Annotated in this window: 25 protein-coding genes, 1 pseudogene and 1 riboswitch; of the genes and pseudogenes, 7 read left to right on the top strand and 19 right to left on the bottom strand. The window is 37.0% G+C overall.

The features are described 5' to 3' along the window. Positions 1 to 121: 121 nt before the first annotated feature. From rsmA to EHR_RS06915, 4 genes are all read right to left on the bottom strand, one after another. Positions 122 to 1,012, bottom strand: a complete 891-nt coding sequence (gene rsmA / locus EHR_RS06930; RefSeq protein WP_010737167.1) for a 16S rRNA (adenine(1518)-N(6)/adenine(1519)-N(6))-dimethyltransferase RsmA — start codon at positions 1,010 to 1,012, stop codon at positions 122 to 124. Beyond that, on the bottom strand, positions 1,005 to 1,571 hold the full coding sequence (rnmV, locus tag EHR_RS06925) for a ribonuclease M5 (protein ID WP_010720769.1): 567 nt from the start codon (positions 1,569 to 1,571) through the stop codon (positions 1,005 to 1,007). The genes rsmA and rnmV overlap by 8 nt, the downstream gene beginning before the upstream one ends. Beyond that, positions 1,564 to 2,340 carry a TatD family hydrolase gene (locus EHR_RS06920; RefSeq protein ID WP_010737166.1) on the bottom strand — a complete coding sequence of 259 codons (777 nt, stop codon included), beginning with the start codon at positions 2,338 to 2,340 and terminating at the stop codon, positions 1,564 to 1,566. The genes rnmV and EHR_RS06920 overlap by 8 nt, the downstream gene beginning before the upstream one ends. 162 nt (positions 2,341 to 2,502) lie before the next feature. Next, complete coding sequence (locus EHR_RS06915; RefSeq protein ID WP_010720771.1) at positions 2,503 to 3,822, bottom strand: APC family permease; 1,320 nt, start codon at positions 3,820 to 3,822, stop codon at positions 2,503 to 2,505. Between the two features lie 172 nt (positions 3,823 to 3,994). On the opposite strand from EHR_RS06915, the gene EHR_RS06910 reads away from it, so the two are divergent. Beyond that, positions 3,995 to 4,582 (top strand): hypothetical protein, encoded by a 588-nt coding sequence (locus EHR_RS06910; RefSeq protein ID WP_010737165.1) that lies wholly within the window; start codon positions 3,995 to 3,997, stop codon positions 4,580 to 4,582. 179 nt (positions 4,583 to 4,761) lie between these two features. Here the strand turns inward: EHR_RS06910 and ribH are convergent, their stop codons facing one another. The 4 genes and pseudogenes from ribH to ribD all read right to left on the bottom strand — a co-directional run bounded on the left by ribH (position 4,762) and on the right by ribD (position 8,091). Beyond that, entirely contained in the window at positions 4,762 to 5,223 is a 462-nt protein-coding gene (gene ribH / locus EHR_RS06905; protein WP_010720773.1) for a 6,7-dimethyl-8-ribityllumazine synthase, read from the bottom strand. 18 nt (positions 5,224 to 5,241) lie between these two features. Then, positions 5,242 to 6,416: pseudogene (ribA, locus tag EHR_RS06900) on the bottom strand (GTP cyclohydrolase II). Continuing rightward, positions 6,413 to 7,033, bottom strand: coding sequence for a riboflavin synthase (ribE, locus tag EHR_RS06895; protein ID WP_010737163.1), 621 nt, complete (start codon positions 7,031 to 7,033; stop codon positions 6,413 to 6,415). Before ribE ends, ribA begins: the two are co-directional and overlap by 4 nt. After that, the gene (ribD, locus tag EHR_RS06890) at positions 7,018 to 8,091 is read right to left on the bottom strand and encodes a bifunctional diaminohydroxyphosphoribosylaminopyrimidine deaminase/5-amino-6-(5-phosphoribosylamino)uracil reductase RibD (RefSeq protein WP_010737162.1); all 1,074 of its coding nucleotides are present in this window, start codon (positions 8,089 to 8,091) and stop codon (positions 7,018 to 7,020) included. Before ribD ends, ribE begins: the two co-directional genes overlap by 16 nt. Before the next feature lie 109 nt (positions 8,092 to 8,200). Further along, a riboswitch (FMN riboswitch) is annotated at positions 8,201 to 8,334 on the bottom strand. A gap of 344 nt (positions 8,335 to 8,678) precedes the next feature. Between ribD and EHR_RS06885 the strand changes: the two genes are divergently transcribed. Both EHR_RS06885 and EHR_RS06880 read left to right on the top strand, forming a co-directional pair. After that, positions 8,679 to 8,924 (top strand): helix-turn-helix domain-containing protein, encoded by a 246-nt coding sequence (locus tag EHR_RS06885; protein ID WP_014834465.1) that lies wholly within the window; start codon positions 8,679 to 8,681, stop codon positions 8,922 to 8,924. A gap of 35 nt (positions 8,925 to 8,959) precedes the next feature. Next, complete coding sequence (locus tag EHR_RS06880) at positions 8,960 to 9,304, top strand: hypothetical protein (RefSeq protein WP_014834464.1); 345 nt, start codon at positions 8,960 to 8,962, stop codon at positions 9,302 to 9,304. A 42-nt stretch (positions 9,305 to 9,346) separates the two neighbouring features. Here EHR_RS06880 and EHR_RS14100 read toward each other — a convergent pair whose 3' ends face one another. The 4 genes from EHR_RS14100 to metG all read right to left on the bottom strand — a co-directional run bounded on the left by EHR_RS14100 (position 9,347) and on the right by metG (position 13,828). Continuing rightward, complete coding sequence (locus EHR_RS14100; protein WP_010737161.1) at positions 9,347 to 9,520, bottom strand: P-loop NTPase fold protein; 174 nt, start codon at positions 9,518 to 9,520, stop codon at positions 9,347 to 9,349. A 278-nt stretch (positions 9,521 to 9,798) separates the two neighbouring features. Then, entirely contained in the window at positions 9,799 to 10,641 is an 843-nt protein-coding gene (locus tag EHR_RS06875) for a nucleotidyl transferase AbiEii/AbiGii toxin family protein (RefSeq protein ID WP_010737160.1), read from the bottom strand. A gap of 12 nt (positions 10,642 to 10,653) precedes the next feature. After that, entirely contained in the window at positions 10,654 to 11,247 is a 594-nt protein-coding gene (locus tag EHR_RS06870) for a type IV toxin-antitoxin system AbiEi family antitoxin domain-containing protein (protein WP_010737159.1), read from the bottom strand. Between the two features lie 571 nt (positions 11,248 to 11,818). Continuing rightward, positions 11,819 to 13,828: a methionine--tRNA ligase gene (gene metG, locus EHR_RS06865; RefSeq protein WP_010720780.1), complete on the bottom strand. Its 2,010-nt coding sequence runs from the start codon at positions 13,826 to 13,828 to the stop codon at positions 11,819 to 11,821. A gap of 431 nt (positions 13,829 to 14,259) precedes the next feature. Here metG and EHR_RS14690 point away from each other — a divergent pair, with 431 nt between their 5' ends. Continuing rightward, positions 14,260 to 14,538, top strand: coding sequence for a hypothetical protein (locus tag EHR_RS14690; RefSeq protein WP_010720781.1), 279 nt, complete (start codon positions 14,260 to 14,262; stop codon positions 14,536 to 14,538). 101 nt (positions 14,539 to 14,639) lie between these two features. Further along, on the top strand, positions 14,640 to 15,461 hold the full coding sequence (locus EHR_RS06860; RefSeq protein ID WP_010737158.1) for an NUDIX domain-containing protein: 822 nt from the start codon (positions 14,640 to 14,642) through the stop codon (positions 15,459 to 15,461). A gap of 310 nt (positions 15,462 to 15,771) precedes the next feature. Here the strand turns inward: EHR_RS06860 and EHR_RS06855 are convergent, their stop codons facing one another. From EHR_RS06855 to opp3b, 5 genes are read right to left on the bottom strand one after another with little or no spacing between them, the layout of a single operon-like run. After that, entirely contained in the window at positions 15,772 to 16,779 is a 1,008-nt protein-coding gene (locus EHR_RS06855) for an RNA-guided endonuclease TnpB family protein (RefSeq protein ID WP_010737157.1), read from the bottom strand. A 13-nt stretch (positions 16,780 to 16,792) separates the two neighbouring features. Further along, on the bottom strand, positions 16,793 to 17,749 hold the full coding sequence (locus EHR_RS06850) for an ABC transporter ATP-binding protein (RefSeq protein ID WP_010720784.1): 957 nt from the start codon (positions 17,747 to 17,749) through the stop codon (positions 16,793 to 16,795). Then, on the bottom strand, positions 17,724 to 18,800 hold the full coding sequence (locus EHR_RS06845) for an ABC transporter ATP-binding protein (RefSeq protein ID WP_010737156.1): 1,077 nt from the start codon (positions 18,798 to 18,800) through the stop codon (positions 17,724 to 17,726). Before EHR_RS06845 ends, EHR_RS06850 begins: the two co-directional genes overlap by 26 nt. A 5-nt stretch (positions 18,801 to 18,805) precedes the next feature. Continuing rightward, positions 18,806 to 19,849, bottom strand: coding sequence for an ABC transporter permease (locus EHR_RS06840; RefSeq protein WP_010737155.1), 1,044 nt, complete (start codon positions 19,847 to 19,849; stop codon positions 18,806 to 18,808). Then, the gene (gene opp3b, locus EHR_RS06835) at positions 19,850 to 20,791 is read right to left on the bottom strand and encodes an oligopeptide ABC transporter permease (protein ID WP_010720787.1); all 942 of its coding nucleotides are present in this window, start codon (positions 20,789 to 20,791) and stop codon (positions 19,850 to 19,852) included. 83 nt (positions 20,792 to 20,874) lie between these two features. Between opp3b and EHR_RS06830 the strand changes: the two genes are divergently transcribed. Next, positions 20,875 to 21,225, top strand: a complete 351-nt coding sequence (locus EHR_RS06830) for a DUF3899 domain-containing protein (RefSeq protein ID WP_014834463.1) — start codon at positions 20,875 to 20,877, stop codon at positions 21,223 to 21,225. Between the two features lie 72 nt (positions 21,226 to 21,297). On the opposite strand, the gene EHR_RS06825 is transcribed toward EHR_RS06830, so the two are convergent. Both EHR_RS06825 and EHR_RS06820 read right to left on the bottom strand, forming a co-directional pair. Then, positions 21,298 to 22,962, bottom strand: a complete 1,665-nt coding sequence (locus EHR_RS06825; protein ID WP_010737154.1) for a peptide ABC transporter substrate-binding protein — start codon at positions 22,960 to 22,962, stop codon at positions 21,298 to 21,300. Positions 22,963 to 23,314: 352 nt separating this feature from the next. Beyond that, the gene (locus EHR_RS06820; RefSeq protein ID WP_010737153.1) at positions 23,315 to 23,863 is read right to left on the bottom strand and encodes an aminoglycoside 6'-N-acetyltransferase; all 549 of its coding nucleotides are present in this window, start codon (positions 23,861 to 23,863) and stop codon (positions 23,315 to 23,317) included. 1,019 nt (positions 23,864 to 24,882) lie between these two features. On the opposite strand from EHR_RS06820, the gene EHR_RS14235 reads away from it, so the two are divergent. After that, positions 24,883 to 25,038, top strand: coding sequence for a hypothetical protein (locus EHR_RS14235; protein WP_010737152.1), 156 nt, complete (start codon positions 24,883 to 24,885; stop codon positions 25,036 to 25,038). Positions 25,039 to 25,116 lie beyond the last annotated feature (78 nt).

Raw genomic sequence — 25,116 nt, 5'->3', positions numbered from 1 at the left:
TATTTTTCAATTAGTGATGACCATCCAACTCATTTTATTGGACTTAGATAAACAAAACGCCTAAAAGCTAGCATGCTAGACTTTTAGGCGTTTTGCTTTCTTTATTGAATTAGATTAGAACTTAGTTTTTCTCGCTCAGCTCTTCCATTGCATTACTTAATGCAGCAAATTCGGCTAATGAGAGAGTTTCTCCACGACGTTTAGGATCGATGTTAGCTTTTTCTAAACTAGTCGTTAACCAAGCTTTCGTTGCTTCATCTTTGCCATATGAAGATTGTAAGTTATTCCATAATGTTTTTCTTCGTTGCTGAAACGCTGCTTTTGTCAATCGGAAAAATGCCTTTTCATCAGTAACCGCTACAGCTGGTTGCTTTCTTCTGGTTAGTTTCAAGATAGCTGAATCGACATTCGGTTGTGGAACAAAAACAGTCTTAGGTACGATGAAAGCAACAGATGCTTCCATAAAATACTGTACAGCGATTGATAATGAGCCATATGCTTTTGTACCAGGCTTAGCAGAAATACGGTCAGCGACTTCTTTTTGCATCATCACAACCATTTCTTCTACTTGCAGATCTGATTCTAAGAAATGCATCATGATCGGTGTCGTAATATAATAAGGTAAATTTGCAACAACTTTGATCGGTAAAGCTTGTTCAAAATAGGTTGTTGCTGCCTGATCTAAATTGGTTTTTAAAATATCTTGATGAACAACAGTCACATTAGGATAAGGAGCTAACGTATCTTTTAACACAGGAATCAAGCGATCATCGATTTCAAAGGCAACGACTTGATTGGCATTACGTGCTAGTTGTTCCGTCAACGCTCCAATACCTGGACCAACTTCGATGACATTTGTTTGTTGATCGATTTCGCCAGTTTCCACGATTTTTCTTAAGATATTTGGCTCAGTCAAAAAATTTTGACCTAAACTTTTTTTAAATGAAAATCCATGTTTCAATAAGATTTCTTTTGTTCTAGAAGGTGTCGCAATATCACGCTGTTCACTCATGTTGTTCCTCCACTTTTTTCATTGCTTGGGCAAATTCCTCTGGTGTGATTCGAAACATTTTCAAACGCTTCTCCAGTTGTTTCCCATTGGTATAACCAATTCTTAATTCGTCCCCTAGTTTTTCACGTTTTTCTTTTGCTTGCGCTCCCGCTATTAAACCATGAGAAATCAGCACTTGTCTAGTAATTTCCGTTTCGTCTTCCTCAAAAGATGGGGTGATTACTTTTTTCAATGCTTCTAAGATGGCCTCATCACTAGCATGTTCAACGCCAAGACTTCCTTGTTTTTTGGGACGTGCTTGTTGACGAGGTAAGAAAGCATGTTTTGCCTGAGGAACGACTTCCATGATCGTCTTGCGGATTTTCTCACCCGAAAAATCAGGATCAGTAAAGATGATTACACCACGTGTTTCCTGCGCATGTTCAATCTGCATGAGTATTTCATCATTGATCGCTGAACCAATCGTTTCGATCGTGTCGACGTCGACTACTTCTTGGAGTCTTCTAGTATCGTCTTTTCCCTCAACGACTACAATTTCTTGGATTTTTAATTTAGTCATTTTCAGCGATCCTAAATAGACGATGAGCATTTTTCCAAGTTTGGAGCGCCACTTCTTCTATCGGAAGATTACGTAATTCGGCAATTTTTTCAACTGTATAACGGGTATAACCTGGCTCGTTTCGTTTCCCACGATAAGGTACTGGAGCTAAGTAAGGCGCATCCGTTTCTACTAGCAATCGATCGAGTGGAACATGAGTGGCTGCTTCTTGAACATCTTGCGCTTTTTTGAAAGTCACGACCCCACTAAATGAAATGTGCATCCCTAAATCAAGAAATCGTTTGGCCCATTCAAAATCGCCACTAAAACTGTGCATGATTCCACCAATATCACGAATATCTTCTTCTTTTAAAATTTGATAAGTATCTGCTAACGCTTCTCTGGTATGGATACTGATCGGCAGATTCATTTCTTTCGCAATCGCAATTTGTCTACGAAAAACTTCAGCTTGCACTTCTTTCGGATCTTCCATCCAGTAATAATCTAAGCCGATTTCACCTAACGCTACCACTTTCGGCATCGTTAATTGCTCTTGTAATTTTTTCTCAATGTCTTTAGTATAACTTCCTGCTTCAGTAGGATGCCAACCAATAATACTATATATGTTTGAATAATCGTGACTAAGCTGTAATGATTTTTCGATCGTTGGGGTATCGAAACCTACTACCGCCATTTTTGTCACGCCCAACTCTTTGGCCCGTTCAATAGTTTCAGGAATATCATCATTAAATTGTTCCGCATTCAAATGGGTATGAGAATCAAATATCATTTTTTATCGCTCCTTTTCTTCATTACTTTAGCATATAAGTGGCTATGGCAGAAGTAGGAAAGACGAAAATCAGGTCAAATTTATTGAAATGCAAATTTCTAGTTGTAAATAAAAGGACTTAAGCAAGTTTCCTCTCTTAAGTCCTTTTACATGACTATTAAATTAACGCTCGTCTTGTTTTTTCTTGTAATAATACACTGGGATACCTAGTAATGTGACAACGATCCCGATCATTGCCAAAGCTGTTTGAGTAAATAAAGTCATCCCTAAAATAAAGACAGCGCCAAAGATTGCAATCAATGGAATCACGGGATACAAAGGTACTTTGTATGGTCTTGGTAAGTCTGGTTGTTTTTTTCTTAAAACAAATACACCGATAAATATCAATAAGCTAAACAGCCACATAACAAAAATTAGCATATCAGTTAAAAAGTCGAATGAACCTAAACTCATCATAATGCACGCAATCACTAATTGAAAAAGTGCTGGAACATATGGCACTGTGAATTTTTTTGATAATTTCGTTAACTGTTTACTAAAAGGTAACTCACCTTCCAAAGCCATCGCATAAGGAATACGGATTCCGGTCAACGTGTACCCATTCAGTGCCCCATAAACAGAAATCAAGATACCGATCGTCACGATCTTTCCACCGATATTTCCAAAAATAACCGCTGATGCATCAGATGCTGCATTAAGGTTACCTGCAATCTGATCAATTGGCAGAGTTTTTAAGAAAACAAAGTTGATCAATAAGTAAACCACTGTTACAAAACTTAACCCTAAAATAATTGCTTTAGGTAAATCTTTTTCGGGACGTTTCATTTCCCCCGCCATTGCACCGACACCAAGCCAGCCATCATAAGCGAATAAAGTCGCTAACAAAGCACTACTCAAGCCTTCTGCAAAAGAGACATCTTTCCCTGCTTCGAATGGGAATAGTTGGATCGTTCCACTACCTGGTGTCAACAGTCCCCAAATAACGATGACAGCTAATGGAATCAATTTGATAATCAGTGTCGCAGACTGGACAGTCGTACCCACTTTTGTTCCTAGTAAATTCAAACCAGTAACAGAAATAGCAGTAATAATCGCAATTAATAGAAGATAATCCGTAGATATTTGTAATAAGTTCGTCATTTGTGTCGCAAAAATAATCGAAAGCGCCGCAATATTCGCTGGAAAATAAATCAAGCTTTGGGACCAACCCAGTAAAAAGCTCGGTAATTTTCCATAAGCGGCTTCAATATATTTGACTGCACCACCCGTTTCTGGGATCGCAGTTGCCAACTCAGCTACCGTTAGACCAGCACAGATCGTTAAAAATCCTCCTAATAGCCATGCCAATAAGGTCAAACTAGTCGATTGTGTACTTGCCGTAACAGCCGCTGTTTTAAAGAAAACTCCTGCCCCAATTACAGTTCCCATAACAGTTGCTAATGCGCCAAATAAGTTGATCTCTCGTTTTAACTTGCCTTTCATTCACATTCCCCTTTTCCCCGCAGTTTTTAATATAATTTTCAGTATAACGGAGAATATTTTGTTTTACCATCATTTTTTTCAGTAAATTTATTGAAAGATACCACCTTAGACCTATGAATCCTCCATTCACCTCAATTATAATTAATGTAGGTTAGATAAAGGAGGACCAATTATGGAATTTAATCGTTCTTACCCAAAACTGGCATCTTTCCTAAAGGATCATTTTGCCATTTCCAGAAAATCACAACAACAATCACTTTGGCATTGGTTCACGCTGATTTTGTTCGGGACATTTATTCTTGCTACTTTCACTCAACAGTTGCTTTTGTTGTTTAGCTTGATTCTGCTAGTTGCACTGATCAAAGGTCCCGGAATGATTCTATGGGGAGCCATTTATGCTTTTTTAATCAGCCTTTTTCCTCCTCTAGGTATCATTTTATCTGCGCTTTTCTTTCTATTGAATCTCAGTACTTTCACCAAAAATTGGCGAGTCACTTTAGTTGCTGGTTTCTTTTATTTTTACCCTGCAACGATCATGTCGTTAAGAACGCTCTCACATCTCGATAATCCTTGGTTCCTTTATAGCAGTTTATTCGCTGGGTTAGTGCTACTCCATTTGATGTTGAAAAAACTTTACCAACGCTATGGGATTGGCCGAACGATTTTTTGGTACATTGTATCGATACCTTTTACTCTTTTAAGTTTCTTGTTACCAACTCGTTTAAAAGAGCGATTCAAAAAAATACCCTCAAAAAAATAGTGTCAATTTGTATAGCGACCACCTAAAGTTAGATTTTTTGCTCTAACTTTAGGTGGTCGCTTTAATGTATCTATTCCAGGCAAAACATACTAAGATTAATATTTACGTTTGTTACATTTAGTAATCTGAAGGATGCTATTTACACAGTAAACTCATCATACTCTAAAAAATAGGAATTCTTAAATTTGTTGTGAAAGAGAAATCATCTCAATTAACCCTTGCGCAGCTTCACTGCCTTTATTCCCTGCTTTCGTCCCTGCTCGTTCAATTGCTTGTTCAATGGATTCCGTGGTTAATACCCCGAACATCACTGGAATATTGGACTCCAGGTTAATATGTGCGACTCCTTTGGCTACCTCATTGGAAACCAATTCATAATGAGTAGTTGCACCTCTGATAACTGTCCCCAACGTAATCAACCCATCGTAACTGTCCTTTTTGCTGAGCTTTTTGGTAATAAAAGGAATTTCAAAAGCTCCTGGTACCCAATAAATATCAATTTGTTCTTCTTTCACGCCGTGCCTTTTTAAATTATCCAATGCTCCTTGTAATAATTTTTGATTGATAAATTCATTAAAACGCGCGACTACAATTCCGATTCGAAGATCCTTTGGAGAATAATTTCCTTCAAAAATTGTCATTTTCTTGCTCCTTTATTTTTATACTGATAAGTAATGGTGAAACTTATCTTTTTTGTTTTTAAATAGGCTTGGTTTTCCTTTTTCGGAACAGTTTCAATTGGTACCCTATCGACAATCGTAATTCCATCTTGTTGTAACTCTATTACTTTATCGGGATTGTTTGTAAGTAAACGAATGGACGTTACACCAATTGATTTTAAAATTTCTGCTGCAAAGTGATAATCCCGTTCATCCGGAGCAAAGCCCAATTCAGTATTTGCTTCATAAGTATCCAATCCTTTTTCCTGCAATTGATACGCTTTTAACTTATTCCTCAATCCGATTCCGCGACCTTCTTGACGAAGATAAAGAATAGCTCCAGTCCCCTCTTCCTCGATCATTCTCATCGCTTCATGTAACTGTTCCCCACAATCGCAACGCTGAGACCCGAAGACATCACCAGTTAGACATTCCGAATGAACTCGGACTAATGTAGGAAACTGACTATTTTGAATATCTCCCTTTGTTAACAATAGATGCTCCCGTTTTTCTCCGTCTTCATAAATAGTCAATTTGAAATCACCATAATCTGTTGGTAAATTTACGGTTATATGACTATTTTCTTCTAAATAATTTACCAACTCATCAATCGTAATTAAGGGTAATTGCCATTCTTCAGATAAACGGGTCAGATCTTTCATTCTTGCCATCGTTCCATCTTCTTTCAGAATCTCACAAATATAAGCAGCCTCTACACTATTAGCTAATTTGGCTAAATCAATTGCAGCTTCGGTGTGTCCTCGACGTATAAGCGTTCCGCCATCTACACTAATCAAAGGAAAAATATGTCCTGGTCTAAGAAAATCACTTGTTTTCGAATGAGGATCAGCCAATGCTTTAATGGAAGTAGCTCGATCAAATACTGAAATACCAGTCTTCGTATGTTTATGATCCACACTAATCGTAAAAGCTGTACCAAACGCATCAGTATTATGAGTTGTCATTTCTCCTAAAGATAAGCGTTGCGCAATGTCATTAGAAATCGGCACACAGATTAATCCTCGACCAAATTTGGTCATGAAATTTACTGCCTCAGGTGTCACATATTCGGCTAAACCAACCAAATCTCCTTCTGATTCTCTATCTTCATCATCAGCTACAATGATTAATCCGCCCTTTTTCAAGGTCTTTATTGCTTCAGTAATATTCCTCATAATAAGACCTTCTCCTTGTACATCTCAAATTTATTTCTCTGTGCCTTTACATATTTCCCAACGATATCCGTTTCTATATTCACAAGATGTCCTACACCTAAATTCCCCAGATTTGTTAAGGATTTAGAATGTGGAATCAGGCTAACAGAAAAGCTTGCTGTTGTTGTTTCCGTAACCGTTAAACTTACTCCATTAATTGCAATTGATCCTTGCGGAATGATTTCACCTGCATATTTGGTTGGATAAGCAAACGTCAAAATTAATGCGTTTTGATTCTCTATTTTCTTGATCAATCTTGTAATAGTATCAATATGTCCCGAAATAAAATGTCCTTCAAAGCGTTGTGTCATCAAAACTGCTCGTTCTAGATTTACCCTCTCTCCAACTTTTACGGTGGAGAAAGTAGTCCGTTTAAAAGTTTCAGGCATTATTTCAGCTTTAAAAAATGTGCTTGAAACCTCAATAGCAGTTAAACACACGCCATTGACTGCCATGCTATCTCCAATTTTGTAATCACTTAGTATACTGTTTGAAGCTTGGAAAGTGAGTTGGATCATTTGTTGGTTTCGTCTAATTTCTTTGACTTTTCCTTGCTCGGCGATTAATCCTGTGAACATTGCTTTCGTTTCCCCCTAACTCGAATGTCTTTTCCAAGCTGTTCAACTTCCAAAAATACTAATTGTTGTTCTTTAGAAACTAAACGTTCACTATGAAAGGACATCGGACTGTTTCCACCAAAAAGTTTGGGCGCAATATAACTGATGACTTCATCCCAGAGATTTTCTGCTAAAAAAGCATCATGAATTTTCGCTCCACCTTCTATATACAGCGACTGAACACCTCTTTTTCTCATGGTCTCAATAAAGAAGGTAAAAGAAAACTTAGGCGTATAAAAAATAGTTACATGGGGAAACAGCTCCTTTAGCTTAGGGTTTTCCGTAAATATCCAGACTGGATTTGTTGTCGTTTGAAAAAGATTGAGTTTAGGATTTTTAAGAATCCGCCCTCTACGATCCAAAACAATGCGCACTGGTGGAAAGTTAGTTACGATATCAGGCAACAAAATAGGGTTATCAACTAGAACGGTTTCGCTTCCCACTACAATTCCTTGATGTTCTCCTCGTTCTTTCCGTACTCTTGAGATTGCCTCTGTACCTGTTATTGAGTACCGCGAACCTTCCTTTAAAGAAATCTTTCCATCTAGTGTAATAGCTTGTTTTAATGTGATATAGGGACGATCCCTTTCAAAAAAATGGTTATAAAAAGGGTTCAGTGCTCTACATTTCTCTTCTTCCACACCTACAATTACTTTGATCCCATGATTTTGTAAAAATTCTTTCCCTTTTCCTGCTACTAAAGGATTTGGGTCAAGTTGACCTATGACTACCGTTGAGATACCAGACTGAATAATAGCTTGCGTACAAGGCGGCTGTTTCCCTTGGTGGTTACAAGGTTCTAAGGTAACATATAGAGTTGAATTAAACAGTTCTTCGGGGGAATCACAATTTTGAATAGCATTTACTTCAGCGTGGGACTCGCCATATTGTAAATGGGCACCTAGTGAGAGTAGCTTTCCTTCTTTTACAATCGCTGCTCCAACTAATGGATTGGTAAAGGTATTTCCCTTTCCTTTTTTTGCCTCTTCAATCGCAGCCATCATGAAAGACTGGTGCATATCAATTCCCCCTTTCAACAAAAAAAGCCCTGCGAAATTAATCACAGGGCATAACTAAATAAACCTAAAGATAATCGATTTTAATACAAATAAAACCGATCTTCAGTCGATTTTTCTTCTCCCATCCAGACTTTAACTGTCGGTGCCAGATTCTCACTGGCTCAACCACAAAAATGTGGGTCACGGACTTCGAGTAAACTCGTCACCGTCGGTCGGGAATTACACCCTGCCCCGAAGAAATATTCAATTCGTTTAGAGTATATTCTTAAAACTTAATTGTGTCAACCTAAAAAATAGAGAGAAAATGGCGTATGGACGTCCTCGTTTATTTAATGCTAATCATATGATTAGAACAAGTATTACATATTTATAAAATAGTCTCCTAAAAATTGATTCATTTTACCTAAATATCAGCTTTGTTATTTTTCGTCTTTTGAAATCGTTTACAAAAACTTAGTTATCTCGATTGTATGAAGTCACAATCTGTGACATCATGATAATAGTCATATTCCACAATTTCTGACTAATTGTACCTCTTTTTATGTTTAAATATAATTAAAAAGGAAAAAGAAATATAGGAGGTTTTTATGGAATTTGGAAAACTGTTAAAACAAGAAAGGAAGAAAATGAATTTGACCCAAGCGGATTTGGCTGAACAGTTAAATGTAAGTCGTTCAGCGATTTCAAATTGGGAAATTGGTAGAAATTATCCCGATATTCAAACAATTATTGATATATCTAATGTTTTAGGTGTATCTCTTGATTATCTTTTGAATGAAGATCAAAAAATAATGGAAGCCGTGGATAATGATTTAACAAAGAAAAAAAGATAAAAAAGATCTCTGTTATTTTGGCTGGATTACTATTAGTGGCTATTGGGACTATCATTTTTCTTTTATATCCAAAAAAACCTACGATAATTTTTGTTAAGGATGTTCTTCCAAAAAATTCTGAAATTTCCACCTTAAAGAAACATGAAATAAAGGAAGTTTTTCTTGAAGACCATCAATTAAAAATTATTTTACATATCACAGGAAATGAAGCTGGGTATTATGTAGAAAGTGGTGCTGACGAAATGACAGTTAGCCTCTATAAAACAAAAAATAAATCTTTGAAATCAAATAAACTTATCCCATACGATGGAGTGTTTACTATCGATTTAATCGAATACCCTCGCTTAAAAAATATTTATATCGCTTATTCTCCTAATTAATTTATTATTAATTTCGTCAGTTTAAAATCAAGTTAATAAGTCCTAATTTTGATAATGACTATCGACAATCTCATCTTTCAACTCCCACAATTTTAAAAATATAAAATTTTTTTCTTCTGCTTGATTGCTTACCATATTTAAACATTCAGTTTTTCCAGATCCCCAAGTTCCATTTAAAAAAAATGTCTTTTTTGCTTTAATTAATTTTGAAAACATTTTTACTGCTTCTGTAGTATCAATTCTTTCTAACTCTATTTGCTTTATGACAATCCCCTCCTAAGAAATAAATTTCCCAAGTGTATCTTTTTTAATATATTTCAGTTCATTAGAATTATATATAGTAAAAATAGTTTGCGATTCACATAGCTGCCAAATAAGAATTTAGCACAATTTGGTACTAATACTAACTAGCGATTTATTTCCTATTGCTCAACTTAGTTATGGTACTATACGTTCTAAAGTTACATTATTTATCAGCTTAATCTCTTCGTTTCTCAATTTTCAATTTTAATCATGCTTTTCATTAGGTGCTCAATTTCGTTGACTGTATCTGTAAATGAAATGGATTTCGCAAACGTGTTAACTGAACGATATTTTTCCCACTGTTCTTCCAAGTAGTCGTTTCCTCTGATCTTTTCCATTTCTCTTTCATAATAAAAAGACAAAGATTCGGTATCTCCACGTTTTGTGAATGTATTTCGAACACTTTTATATAACTCTTTCGTATCAATATTTTCTAATTTTGGTATGGTAAATAAGTCATAGTAATCTTTTACTCTCGAATTATCTGTACCAAAGCTGAACGTAGCACTTAGCTTTTCTTCAATAATTTGTTCTGTTGGATAAGCTGGAATCTCCACTTTTTTATCTTCAAACATTAATTGGTGATAGTGTGTATCTACTTCAGGATAAATAGAATCTCCTGTTGTCACGTCCATTTTAAACGGCACACGCACTTTCTCTAAATTAGCCACCAATTTAATTTGAAATCCAGGATAAAAATCGGCTTCTCTTGTTTCCTTCATTCCTTGAATAGAGAAAACAATACCTTCTTTCGTGGGCTTCCTAATCAAATCATTAAAAATATTCTTCAATTTTTCTTCAGTTAATTTGCTATTTCTAAATGTCGTGTCGATATCAATTGTTGTCCTTCTATCGATTCTATATTTTGATCCTAATAAAAAGCCACCTTTCAAAATGAAGTCATTTTTGTACTTTGATTCAGAAATTTGTTCAATTAAACGATCCATCATAAAATGCCGTTGTACTAACTGTGCATTTAGCCCTGTACTCTTTGCTAAATTTCTGGTTTTTGATGCAAATTGTGTCGGTGTCATCTTTTCCCTCCATTAATATAAGCTTTGCATGTGGTATTTCATTTCTTTTTCTACATGTAGTTTTGTCATATAATCTCTTAATTTGCTCGGATCTCTCAATGGATCTTCCATGTACTCTTTTAATGCTGCTAATTTCATTTCGTATTCAATTTCATATCTCGGATTCCAAATATCACAAAGTGTACGCTCTTTATCATACATAGTAATAGGATTCCCTTGGAAGGAAGTTCCCTCTACTTTTCCTAGCTCATAAACTTCTTTCTTCACGAAATGAAATTGTAACTGCTGCTCTTTTGTAATTGAACGATCAACATTGTATCCATGGGGAAAAGTTAAATGAATGAATTTCGGCATATTCGTAGAAAGCTGGTAAATATCTAAAGTCGTTTCATGAGAAAAGATTCCCCTGGAAAATCGTTGCTGAAGCCAAAATAAATCATCTATTCCATGACCATCCTCTACATAATAACCACGATCAACTTTGATCAATTTTCCTTTATTCACCAATCTTTGTACAGTAGTTGCTGCGATTCCAAATTTTCTGGCTTCCTTCATAGATAAATTTCCATCGCGAATAGCCAACAATTCTTTCAATTTATCTTGCATTTACTTACCTCTTCTTTCGTTACAAATACACTACTTAAATTATATCATGGTAGTTTAATTGTAACAAGATGAACTTTGATGTCGATGAAATTCGCCAACATCTTTTTTATGATGTAAAAGGGGAAAAAAGACACCTGGAATCCTTTAGAATTAATTTGACGAATCAATTCATAGGAGGACTCAAAATGGCTTATACTCAGCTTATCGAAGGACTTTAAATATTCTAAACCTAACTATCTATTCCGAGGAAAATGATTTAACCAAAAAAATATAATGGCAAATTTAATTGATTGGCAAAGATACTCTTCAATACACGCCCGAAGAATATCCACATTGTCATTTGTCGTCTCCTCTAGGATCATTTGTTAGAAGGACAATTATTGCGACGATTTATGATTCGTCCTATTAAAACCAACCAAATAAAAAAGACAGAAAGAAGTATTTCTTCTTTCTGTCCAAATTATTCTAAGATTATTCTTTACCAACATCATTTGACTACACTACTTTTTATGATGATTGGCTCACCATTCACGCTTACTGATTATTGACCTAAATCATATGGATGTTCATCTTACCCAATTTCTGAACCATTTGGCATTGATTTTGGCGCTTCGACTACTTGTAACGTGCCATCTGGTGCTTCTGCAGAAAGAATCATCCCTTGACTGATTTGTCCACGCATCTTACGTGGTTTCAAATTCGCTACGATCACTAGTTTTTTGCCGATCAATTCACTTGGATCAGGATAAAATTCAGCGATACCTGATAAAATTTGGCGGTCTTGGTTATCTCCCGCATCTAAACGGAATTGCAATAGCTTATCTGCTCCTTCAACTTTTTGACAGTTGATGACTTCAGCTACTTTTAATTCCACTTTTTCAAATACATCAAATTTGATTTGTTTGTCTTTAGTTGAAACAAGCTCAGTTTCTTCTGGGTCCCATTTCACTGATTCTTCATTCGTTTGGGTTCCTTCAGACATTTTCGCTTGGATATAGCTGATTTCTTCTTCCATGTCCAACCGTGGGAAAATTGGCGTACCTTTAGCAACTACTTTTGTTCCAGAAGGAAATTCGCCAAAGTGCAAGCCTTGAAGATTCATCGTTTCTGGGTCTAGTCCTAATTGATTAAAGATTTTAATTGGCGTTTCTGTCATGATCGGTTGCAATAAGATCGCAGTGATCCGTAATGATTCTGCTAGATGGATCATTACACTCGCTAATTCTTTTTTCTTGTCCTCGTCTTTGACTAAAACCCATGGCTCTGTTTCATCGATATATTTATTTGCACGAGAAATCAAGACCCAAATTTCAGCTAATGCCGTATTGAACTCCATTTTTTCCATCGCATCATGATATCGTCCGACGACATTTGCAGCTGTTGTTGATAATTCACTATCAAAAGGCGTCACTAAAGAAGCATAGTCAGGAACGATTCCATCACAATATTTATTGATCATTGCAACGGTACGATTCAATAGGTTTCCAAGATCGTTCGCCAAGTCATAGTTGACCCGAGAAACAAAATCTTCTGGTGTAAATACGCCATCTGAACCAAATGGAACAGCACGAAGTAAATAGTAACGCAGCGCATCGAGACCATAACGTTCAACTAGCATCTCTGGATAAACCACGTTTCCTTTTGACTTAGACATTTTTCCGTCTTTCATCAACAACCAACCGTGACCAAAGACTTTTTTCGGTAACGGTAAATCTAATGCCATCAACATGATTGGCCAATAGATCGTATGGAAACGGACAATTTCTTTTCCAACCATATGGACATCTGCCGGCCAATATTTTTGGAATAAGCTATCATCATCAGAGCCGTAACCTAATGCAGTAATATAGTTGGATAACGCATCGATCCAAACATAAACGACATGTTTAGGGTCGTCTTTCACAGGGATTCCCCAACTAAATGTCGTTCTGGAAACAGCAAGATCTTCTAACCCTGGTTTGATAAAGTTATTGATCATTTCTTTCTTACGAGATTCTGGTTGGATAAATTCAGGATGTTCTTGGTAATATTCTAAAAGACGATCGGCATATTTGCTCATACGGAAGAAATAAGATTCTTCTTTGACTAATTCGACTTCATGCCCACTTGGAGCTTTCCCACCGATTACATTTCCTTCTTCGTCTTTATAAACTTCTGCTAATTGTGTTTCAGTGAAAAATTCTTCATCCGAAACAGAATACCAGCCTTCATATTCGCCAAGATAAATATCGCCTTGTTCAACTAGACGATCAAAGATTTTTTGAACAGCCGCTTTATGATAATCATCCGTTGTTCGAATGAATTTGTCATAACTGATATCCAGCGTTTTCCAAAGTTTTTTCACATCCGCAGCCATCTTATCGACATAGGCTTGTGGTTCAACACCTAATTCTGCTGCTTTTTTTTCTATTTTTTGACCGTGTTCATCCACCCCAGTTAGATAAAACACATCAAAGCCCATCAATCGCTTATAACGTGCAACTGCATCACAGGCAATCGTTGTATACGAATTACCAATATGCAGTTTGCCACTTGGATAATAGATTGGCGTCGTAATATAAAAAGTTTCCTTTTCTGCCATGGGGCTCTTCCTCCTTTATCGCATGATGCGAATTCATTTCCTTGCTAGTATACCATAAATCAAAAAGACTGCGACGATTTTTTCGCTACCCTCTAACAAATGCCTTTCCTCTTTATTATTTTCCTAGTAAAACATGCTATAATAATTAATAGTGTGTGAAAAGAAACCTAGGAATCAGTAAGTTTCGTTTTTAGTAAGCAGCATGTTTACATGTAGGTTATCTCTCACAATGTCACGGAATCTTGTAGCAGTTCCGTTGTTTTATTTTGACGAAACATAGCTTCGACTTAATAGCTGCTTATAGGAAGAATACATCGTTCTCCCTTCTAAATAAACCTTTTTATAACAACCCAAAAGCAAGTGGATCTGAAATAGGTTGTTTATGTTTACGACTAATAGACAGTTCATTGTCCAAGAAAGGCTGAAATTTTATGCAAAAAAAACATCTTTATTTTACAATCAGTATCGCACTGCTTTCAGTGTTACACTGGCTGTTCAGCTATTTTTATATACGATTATATGGTTATTTTAACCTCCAAGGAAGCTTGAATCAGTTTCTTTTATTTACCCAAGTTTTTCGTTTTGTTCTCAATTTTTATATCATTTTTTGTGGATATGTAACGCTTCGTGAAGAAAATAGAAAACTGTTACTGATCTATTTACTTTTCTTCTTGTTCAATTTACTCCTACCGTTTTTATTCCCTATCTAAGTATAGAAGTCTTTCTCCAAGGAAAACTTTGGTTTTTTTTGGAGTCTGCTAAAATAAGATAAAAGTATATTTAAACAAGAACGTCATCAGGAGGTTAAAAGATGAAACAATTTGCTTCTAAAGAAGAGGAAAAGTTATATTATGAACATGAAGCAAGTGAAGCTGATTTTCTTGACTGGTATCAAAAGCAAGAACGCCCAGAATATGACAAACCTTCTTTGACTGTTGATATCGTGTTGATGTGTTACAACAAGGAAGAAGACCAGTTAAAAATTTTACTGATCCAAAGAAAAGGGCATCCCTACCGAAATTCATGGGCTTTACCAGGTGGTTTTGTCCAAAAGAATGAATCCACTGGTGAAAGTGTCTTACGTGAAACCAAAGAGGAAACGGGTGTCGTGATTTCTCAGGAAAATATTGAGCAGCTACACACCTTCAGCACACCGAACCGAGACCCTCGAGGCTGGGTCGTAACTGTCAGTTACTTGGCTTTTATTGGTGAAGAACCGTTGATTGCTGGTGACGATGCAGAAGAAGTCCGATGGTTTACCTTGACACGCCAAGGAAACAAAATCCATCTAACGAGTGATGAAGTTGCTATTTCTTTAGATTTACTGACAAGTGAATCTTCTGGCAAAGATACTTTAGCATTTGACCATAGTGAGATCATTACGAAAGCATTTAATCGAGTGACAAATAAAATGGAACATGAACCACAAGTCTTACAAGTATTAGGTAAAGATTTTACGATCACAGAAGCCCGAAAAGTATTTGCCAAATTTTTAGGGATCGATTTTAAAATGATTGATCATTCAAATTTCAAAAAAGCGATGCTGCAATACTTTGATGAAATTGGTGAACGACCAGTAGGAATCGGGCGTCCATCCAAGATTTATCAGTTGAAACCTGGAAACTATGAATAAGGTGAAGATTTCAGAAACCTGAAATACCAAAGATTTTTATTGGATTTTTCTGCAATCATTAATACCTGAGCAATCACCCATTAATGACCATCTGATGGATAAATACTTCTCATAAATAAGCCGAAGAATTACACAAAAGCAATGCTTTTGGTATTCTTCGGCTTATTTTAGAGGTTAGCCAGAAAGGTCATTACCTCCTTGTTTGGTTTATCATAATTAGTGAGCTTTTCTTGAGAAGAAAATTCCTAGAAACAAAAACAGCAAGTGTTTTTTATCAACAAGGCGATCCCTAGCGCTCCTACCAGTTCATTTATTCAAAAACCACTTGTTTCCCGATTTTTTCTAGTTCTAGACTTTTTTTAATCACTAAAGGATCGGTTTGTTCATTCATATTGATCAAAATCAACGTTTTATTATACCAGTTTGCTTTATACCTCAGCTTAGTCACTAATTTATACCAATCTTGAAGTGAGAAGTCTGACAAGAAAGTTTCATTAGGGACAGCTTCTACAAACAAATAATCATAATAACGAATCAATTTGCCAGATAACTGTTCCAAATAATTTTCTTTTTGAAATTTTTGTTTTAAATAAAGATCCATTACTTTACGCTTTTGTTTTTGATAGTTCTTCGATCGTTCCAAACGAGCTTTTCGTTTCTGAGCTGCCCGTCCCTTAATCCCTAATTTTCTCTTAGCCAGCTGCATTTCTTTTTCAGTTTTTTTCAACAATGGTAATGGTACATCAACTGGAGAGGATGTCTCGATTAGTTTTTGCGGATCATAAGCCACACCGATCCAACGACGAGACTCTGTTATTTCTTTCGCTGAAACCTCACAGAGTAAAGAAACATAAAAAGCTTCATTATAACGTGAGGAGATCGTCGCTGAACGAATCTCTCCTTCGATTGGTCGATGGAGGTTTACCTGAATGAGTTCTTTCTGTTTTGGCAGTTTTAGATACTTATCTTTCAAATAAATTGTGCCTTTTTGATTATTTGTTGTATAAGACTGCCACATACTTTTTTTATTTTTCAATTTTGGAAAACTGGCACGTTTTTTAAAATAATTACGAAACGCACGATCTAGATTTAGTTGTGCATTCGCAAGCGCTAAGCTGTCTGCTTTTTTAAAAAAATCATATTGCTTTTTTAAAGAAGCAGGAGTCAGTGTATAATCGATGACACCTGTTTTAGCATAGCTTTCCTGACGGGCTTTTAGTAAGTGGTTATACGTAAAACGAACACAGCCAAAATTTTGAACAAACCATTGCTTTTGTGAAGCCGTGGGATAAATTCGGAATTTAAAGGCTTTTAGCATCAGCACTTACCTCCTAAGACGTCACAAGTAAGCTCGCTTCTTTTTGCCGTTTCAATTTTTTTGCGTAATAAGCCACTTCTTGCTCTGTCGCATAGACAAAATGCTCTGGGGCAATTTCTCTTAATGTCCGTTTTTGCCCATCTTCTGGTTCTGGTTGATACTTGATTCTTTTCCGCTGTCTTTCATGATCGGGATCTGGTAGTGGAATTGCAGATAATAAACTTTCCGTATAAGGATGAACGCCATGATGGTAAATCTCATCACTTGTTCCCATTTCCAATAAACGACCGTTGTGCATGACACCGATCCGATCACTGATATGTTTGACCATGGATAAATCATGAGCAATGAATAAGTACGTTAGTTGTTGTTGTTTTTGCAGATCCTGTAATAAATTGACCACTTGCGCTTGAATCGATACGTCTAAAGCCGAAATCGGCTCATCACAAATAATAAAACGAGGATTAACTGCTAAGGCACGTGCAATACCGATCCGTTGTCGTTGTCCTCCTGAAAATTCATGAGGGTAACGTGTACCATGGCTCGGATTCAATCCTACCGTTCGAAGAAGCTCATCTACTTTTTCTGAACGTTCTTCAGGAGACTTGACCAATCCATTGACATCGATCCCTTCTGCAATGATGTCACGAACTTTCATTCGGGGATTCAATGATGCATAAGGGTCTTGGAAGATCATCTGAACCTCACGGCGAAACTTAGCCATTTCTTGTTTTCCTTTTAGCTTGGTGACATCTTTTCCATCAAAGAAAATCTCGCCATCGGTCGGTTCATTTAAGCGAATGACTGTCCGCCCAGTGGTTGATTTACCACTACCTGATTCACCAACTAAGCCAAAGGTTTCTCCTTCATAAATATGAAAGCTAATATCATTGACTGCATGAACTTCATTTTTCTTTCCAATATTGAAATATTGTTTTAGACCATTAACCTCTAGCAGTTTTTTTGGCATTCGTCATCCCTCCATTCGCTTTTTGCTTTTCTTCAAAAATCGCCCAACGACGTTTGATTTCTTCAGGTGGCTCTACTTTTGGTGCTTGAGGTGCTAAAAGCCAAGTTGCTGCTTGATGTGTTTTTGATAATTCAAAAAATGGTGGTTCTTCTTCTGCATCAATCTGCAAGGCATATTCATTCCGTGGATAAAAGGCATCGCCTTTAGGTGGATTCAATAAATCAGGTGGTGAACCTGGGATCGCATAAAGTCGTTCATTCGCACTATCTAAGGTTGGCATCGAACCTAACAAGCCCCAAGTGTAAGGATGTTGCGGATGATAAAAAATTTCTTCCGAGGTACCCACTTCAACGATCTTTCCGCCATACATCACCGCTACCCGATCCGCTACATTTGCTACTACACCTAAGTCATGTGTGATGAAGATAATCGAGGTATCGATTTTCGTTTGGATTTCTTTTAGCAGTTCTAAAATCTGGGCTTGAATCGTAACATCTAATGCAGTTGTTGGTTCATCAGCGATCAAGATCTCCGGGTAACAGATCAACGCAATCGCAATGACGATCCGTTGCCGTTGTCCTCCTGAAAATTGGTGAGGATAACTGTTGATCCGTTTTTCAGCCTCAGGAATCCCGACTAAGTTTAGTAATTCCAATGCTGCTTTTTGTCCTTCTTTTTTCGAAACTTTATTGTGTTTTCGCAAGGATTCCGCCACTTGTTTCCCAATCGTCATCGTAGGATCGAGAGAAGTCATTGGATCTTGGAAAATCATTGCGATTTCTTTCCCACGAATTTTTTGCATGGCTTTTTCTGATTGATCGACAATATTTTTTCCTTTGAATAAAATCTCGCCCGAATCGATCGTAGCATTACTTGATAACAATCTCATGATACTTCTGGTAGTGACTGATTTCCCACTACCAGATTCTCCAACAATTGCTAGAGTCTCGCCTTTGTTTAAATGAAAATTGACACCGCGGATCGCTCGGACTTTCCCAGCGTACGTATCAAATGAGATTTGCAAATTTTTAACTTCAAGAACTTTTGTCATATTCCTCACTCTTTCATTTTAGGGTCAAAGGCATCACGTAATCCGTCCGCTAGTAAATTGAAGCCGATCATGATAACAGACAACGTTGCCGCAGGGATCCATAATAGATATGGCAGGTACAAGAAAGTTTTATAGCCATCACTCAGCATTGTTCCCAATGAAGCAGATGGTGGCGTTAGCCCCAAACCAATGAAACTTAAAAAGGCTTCAAAGAAAATTGCCGATGGAATACTAAACATCATTTGAATAATGATTACACTGGAAATGTTCGGTAAAATGTGTTTGAAGGCAATTTTCAATTTCGATTCACCTAATGTCATACCAGCTAACACATATTCTTGATCTTTCAGTTTCAGGGTTTGCGCTCGAACGATACGAGCCATCGGAATCCAGTTCGTGATCGCCATTGCTGCCACGATGGAAAAAATACCTGGTTCAAAAACAACCAACATTAAAATCATGACTACCAGATTAGGAATCCCAGATAAGATCTCTAAGAAACGTTGCATCCCGTTGTCGATTCGTCCGCCTAGCAGACCAGAAATCAGCCCATAAGCAACACCGATCGTCACATCTAATAATGCAGCAATAAAAGCGATCAGTAAGGAAATTCGTGTTCCCATGAATAGACGACTTAATACATCACGTCCTAGACCATCCGTTCCTAAAAAGAAATTCACATTTGCTGGAACATTTGCTTGGGCATATTTATCGACTAACTCACCACCAACCATCGCTTTTCCATTCAATCCATCGATATTTAACCCTGGAATACGTGGGGGTAGATTGATGTAATCAATATTTTGTGCTGTTGGGTTGTGTGGCGAAACAAAGATCGTAACGATCGAGATCAAAATGATCACTGATAGTAAAATCATCGAAACGACTGCAGCTTTGTTTTTCTTTAAACGTCGCCAAGAATCTTGAATGAAATTTAGCGATGGAGCTGCAATTTGTTCTCGTTCTTCTTCAGTGTTTTTTTGTAGCGGAAGAAATTTATCTGCAGGAATATCTGCTATTGTTTCATAACGTTTTGGTATCAGTTCCATCTAGCTTCGACTCCCTTCTGAAACACGGATTCTTGGATCAACTAAACCATACAGCAGGTCAACGACTAAAATCACAAAGATCAACATAAATGAGTAAAGGATCGTTACTGCCATGATCGTTGGATAATCATTCGTCGTGATCGATTTAACGAATTGCTCACCAATACCGGGGATGGCAAAAATGTTTTCGACTACTAACGAACCAGTCATCAAAGCAACTGCTAACGGTCCTAACAATGTCATTAACGGGATCAAACTATTACGAAGACCATGTTTAAAGGCGATCTCCCAACGGCTTAATCCTTTGGCTCTCGCTAATTCCACATAATCGCTGTGTAATACTTCGACCATTTCTGTTCGGATAAAACGAGCTGAATCGGCTAAAGGTGACATAGCCAATGCAATGGTTGGAAGGATCGTATAAATGAAGCCGTCCCATTTAGCAATCGGCAGTACATGCAAACGGATCGCAAAAATATATTGTAATAAGACTGCAAAAACAAAGTTAGGGATCGAGCGACCCAAAATAGCAACCAACGTGGAAGAAGTGTCTGCCCAAGTGTTTTGCTTCATTGCTGAAATCGTTCCTAAGATCGTACCGATCACTGTTCCAAAAATAATCGCTTGTAGTCCTAGTTGTAATGAAGGACCTACTCTACCAGCTAATAAATGAGCAACAGGCTGATTTTTAAATTGGAAAGAGATACCGAAATCTCCTTGAAGTAAATTTGACAAGTAAATACCATATTGGACGATCACAGGTTTATCCAGTCCAACTTGTTGATTCAACATAGCGATCGTTTCAGGACTCAAGCGCTCTTGGTTGGTATAAGGTGTTCCTGGTAATAATTGCATTAAGAAGAACGTGATTGTGGCAATCAACCAAAGCGTAATGGCCATAAAGAAGACACGTTTCAATACATATTTTAGATAACTATTCACTAATGTTTCCCCCTAGCTTTTGACTTCTGACAAATGTTTCGCTACATTATTAATGAATGAACCAAAGATAAAGGAGCAAACTGATGAAAAAGAAGTCTCTTCCCTACCTGATTGCTGGTGTCTTGATTCTCCTGATTATTGTAAAAAATAGTTTGAATCATCAACTAACACTCACTCAATTATCAAATGATTTATTTTTATGTGCGATGCCGTTTTTGATTATCGGCGGATTTTTATGGGTTTTTTCCTCGGGTTTCTTTGATCATTTTCAACGATCGATCTATTTAGCCCGAACAAGAAACCGCAAGAAAAAACCAGAATTTTCTTCACTCTCGTCTGCCAGCTATGGTATGTATACCTTTTGGCTGATCATTGCCGGAATCTTGCTTGCTCTTTCTATCGTGCTGGTGATTTTTCGTTTCTATGATACGTAACCTTTAAAAAGTGGAGAGAGATTAAGACAACTGCCTTAATCTCTAGTCCGCTTTTTTTGTCTTAATGTTTGCCTATTCTTCTACATAAGTCCATTTGTAATCCCATGAAGCTCCTGCAGCGTGATGGACAATTCCTTTGATTTTTTCATTGACTAAGTGTCCTTCAGCTTTTTGATAAACTGGGATCACACCCATATCATCTGCCATGATTTTAGTTGCTTCTTGTAGATCCGCCCAACGTGCTTGCTCATCGCCCGCATCTTTATTCCCTGAGTCATCTACTACTTTGTCGTAGTCCGCATTACTCCATTGCCCACGGTTATAAGAGTTACCTGCAACAAATAGGTCCGTAAAGCTGCTTGGATCAGCATAGTCCGCTGCCCAACCGCCTAATACAGTATCAAAATCACCTGAAGACGAACGGTCTAAACGAACGGAGAATGGGACTGGTGTTGGTTTAACTTTTACGCCATCTAAATTTTCTTGGATTGAGTTTTGGATATACTCGATCACTTTTTTCGATGCATCATCATCTGAAGCCATCAAATTGAATTCAAGGGAATCAATGCCAAGTTCTTTTTTCGCTTTTTCCCAATATTCTTTTGCTTTGTCTTTATCGTAAGAAACAAGTTTGCCTGCTTCTTTCGCAAAATCTTCATTTGTTTCTGGATTTTTAGACATGTCCGCTGGGATCAAGCCAGTTGACACAACCGAGCCATCTCCTAGAACTTGTTTCACTAACGCATCACGATTGATTGAGTATGAAATAGCTTTTCTTAAGTTGACATTTTTAAATGGTGAATCAGCTTCACGTTGGTTCAACTCAATATAGCTCGTACGTGCTTCTTTGACTGACGTATAAGCTGGATCATTCGCATTTTGTTGAGCGAGTTCCCCTGAAAGGATGACGTCATCTGCTTGTCCGTCTTTAAAGAGATTCAACGCTGTAGAAGATTCTTTGACCACGCTAACTTTGATTTCAGATAACTTCACTGCATCTTTATCCCAATAATTATCATTTTTCTTGTATGACCATTCAGTATCTGTCCCTGGTCCGTCAAAATCTGTTAAGGTAAACGGTCCATTGTATACTGCTTTATCGCTTGCTGAAGCGTAAGCATCACCGTTTTCTTCCACCACTGATTGTTTTTGCGGGAAGAATGATGGGAAAGCAAGTAAATATTGGAAGTATGGCGTTTGTTTCGTTAATGTGATTTCTAATTCATGATCGCCTACTGCTTTGATTCCTAATTCTGATTTATCTTTTTTGCCTGCTGTGATTTCTTCTGCATTCGCTACTGGAGCAAAAAGATACGCATATTCAGAAGCTGTGGCAGCATCCACTGTACGTTGCCAACCATAGACATAATCAGCCGCAACTACTGGATCACCATTGGACCATTTAGCGTCTTCACGCAATTTGATCTTGTAAGTCAACCCATCTTCACTGACTTCTGCCAGTTCACTCGCTCCAGCTGGTTGTGGTTTACTATCCTTATCTAAACGATAGATTCCCTCATACACATTATTTAGTGCAGTGAAACTAATTGTATCCGTTGCTAACGATAAATCTGCTGTTGGCATTTCTTGAGGTACGACTAAATTGAATACTCCGCCTCCATCTGTAGAGTTGCCACTCGCTGAATTACTACTTTTTGTATTTGCACTTCCGCCATAACAGCCTGCAAGTACCAGCCCACTCAAGGCTACAACACTAAATGCCCATTTCTTTTTCATTTCCCGTACCCCTTTTGTCGAAATTTTCAGAATAATTAGTTTTTTCTGAGTTGTTTAAGAGTTTAATGAATAATTATTAAAAAAGCAATACTTTTTTCTCGGTTTTTTTTAAAATAATGTCATTATAGTGAAATATTTATTGTTCTTTTCTGAAAATACACTTATTTTATAAGGTTTTATTTCTACTTGATAAAAAAATAAAATAATTTTCATCAAAAAAAATAAATCGTAAAAACAGCTATAATGTTCGGATTTAGCTCATAAAAAGATTATAATTTTTTATTCTAACAAAAAAACACTAATACTAGAGAACAAAATGGATCGTTCATTTCTCTAATATTAGTGTCTTAATTTATTCCGTTGGCTCTCGTTTGGCCACTCGTTTTGCTAACCAAATATCAGGCTGGTTCCACCCATTCGCATCTGGGATCACACCGATGATCTGATAGCCAAGTTTCTCATAAAATGTATAGGGATGATGATTGATATTTTTGATTTCTTGTAACTTTGCAAAGGTATCTTCAAATAAATCCGTTTCAACTAAATTTGTTTGTCCTTCAACATCATCTGTCCCTAGATAGATGACCAGGCCACCATATGAAGCGACTTCTTTTTCCAGGTAGGAAACCAATCGTGTCCCGATTTGTTGTTTGCGATGTGTGCTTGCTACTACCAAAGGATGTAACTCCCACCCTGTTTTGCCATATTGAGGGATCGCTTCAACAAAACCAACCAATTCCTCCCCTTCAATCGCCGATACAGCAATCCGTTCTGGAGCCATCAACTGTTCGACTTCTTTCATCGGCTCTGTTCCATACTCATCAGGCCAAGTCAATCTTAAAAGATCTGCAAGCTGATCTCGCAAGACAATATTCTCACGATCAAACTCACTGATAATCATCGCTATCCCTCCCTTTTCTGCCTATTTTAGCAGTACTAGAAAGAAAAAGAAAAGTTTATGCTTAAGGTCGTGAAAAGAGCGGTCTGCCCTGAGTATTAAGGATGAAAATCTCGAAACAGCTTTTCATGTTTTGAGATTTTTTGACTTAATACCGAAGGGCAGCTCTTTGAACGCCGTGGGTAAGGTCGTGAAAGAAGCGTTCAGCTCCGAGCGAATAAGAGAGGATTTTTTAAAATAGCTTCTCATATTTTAGAAAATCATCGCTTATTGCTGAGGAGTTGCTTTTTGAACGCCGTGAATCAGAGGTCGTGAAAACATCGGGTAGCTCCGATGACAATAAGAAAGAATTTTTTAAAATAGCTTCTCATATTTTGAAAAATTCAGGCTTATTTCAAGGAGCTGATGTTTGAACACCGTTTAGAGAAAGAGGTCGTGAAAAGAGCGGTTTGCCCTGAGTATTAAGGATGAAAATCTCGAAACAGCTTTTCATGTTTTGAGATTTTTTGACTTAATACCGAAGGGCAGCTCTTTGAACGCCGTGGATAAGGTCGTGAAAGAAGCGTTCAGCTCCGAGCGAATAAGAGAGGATTTTTTAAAATAGCTTCTCATATTTTAGAAAATCATCGCTTATTGCTGAGGAGTTGCTTCTTGAACGCCGTGAATCAGAGGTTGTGAAAACATCGGGTAGCTCCGATGACAATAAGAAAGAATTTTTTGAAACAGCTGTGCTAACTGACATTTCAAGAATAAATTGATGAACTATCATTTCTTATAAAAATTATTAATTTACTAATAGACTCCAATCGTTAACAAATAGCTTTTTCATCCATGGCTAAATAAATAGTATTATGATTAGGATCAATAACAACCCTTTACAAACAATCATGCAATGAGTCACTAACGAATGGGACAGATTAGGAACATTAGTTTCCATTCAATCCCCTCACTTGCATAAAAAAGGATTCAATGATTAAACGTATCAGAATGTATGCAGAATTACTAAATAATGGAGAAGTCTTATGAAAGATCGGAAACTATTACTATTTTTATCATTATCAATCATCTCAAGTCTTGCTGTCTTGAACGTGACAAAAGATATTCTGTATGGATTATCTTGTTTCGTTCTCTCATGGATATTGTATGGCATTGGGATGAACCGCAAGAACAAACAGTAAATTGAGGTTCTAAGAAAAATCAGCAAAAGACGACAAAGCACAAGGCTTTGTCGTCTTTGTTGTTTCTTCTCCATGGAT

It is taken from the genome of Enterococcus hirae ATCC 9790 (assembly GCF_000271405.2).
In the GTDB taxonomy this organism is placed as follows: domain Bacteria; phylum Bacillota; class Bacilli; order Lactobacillales; family Enterococcaceae; genus Enterococcus_B; species Enterococcus_B hirae.
Note: the sequence above shows the minus strand (reverse complement) of the source record. Positions and strands in the feature narration are given on the sequence as shown.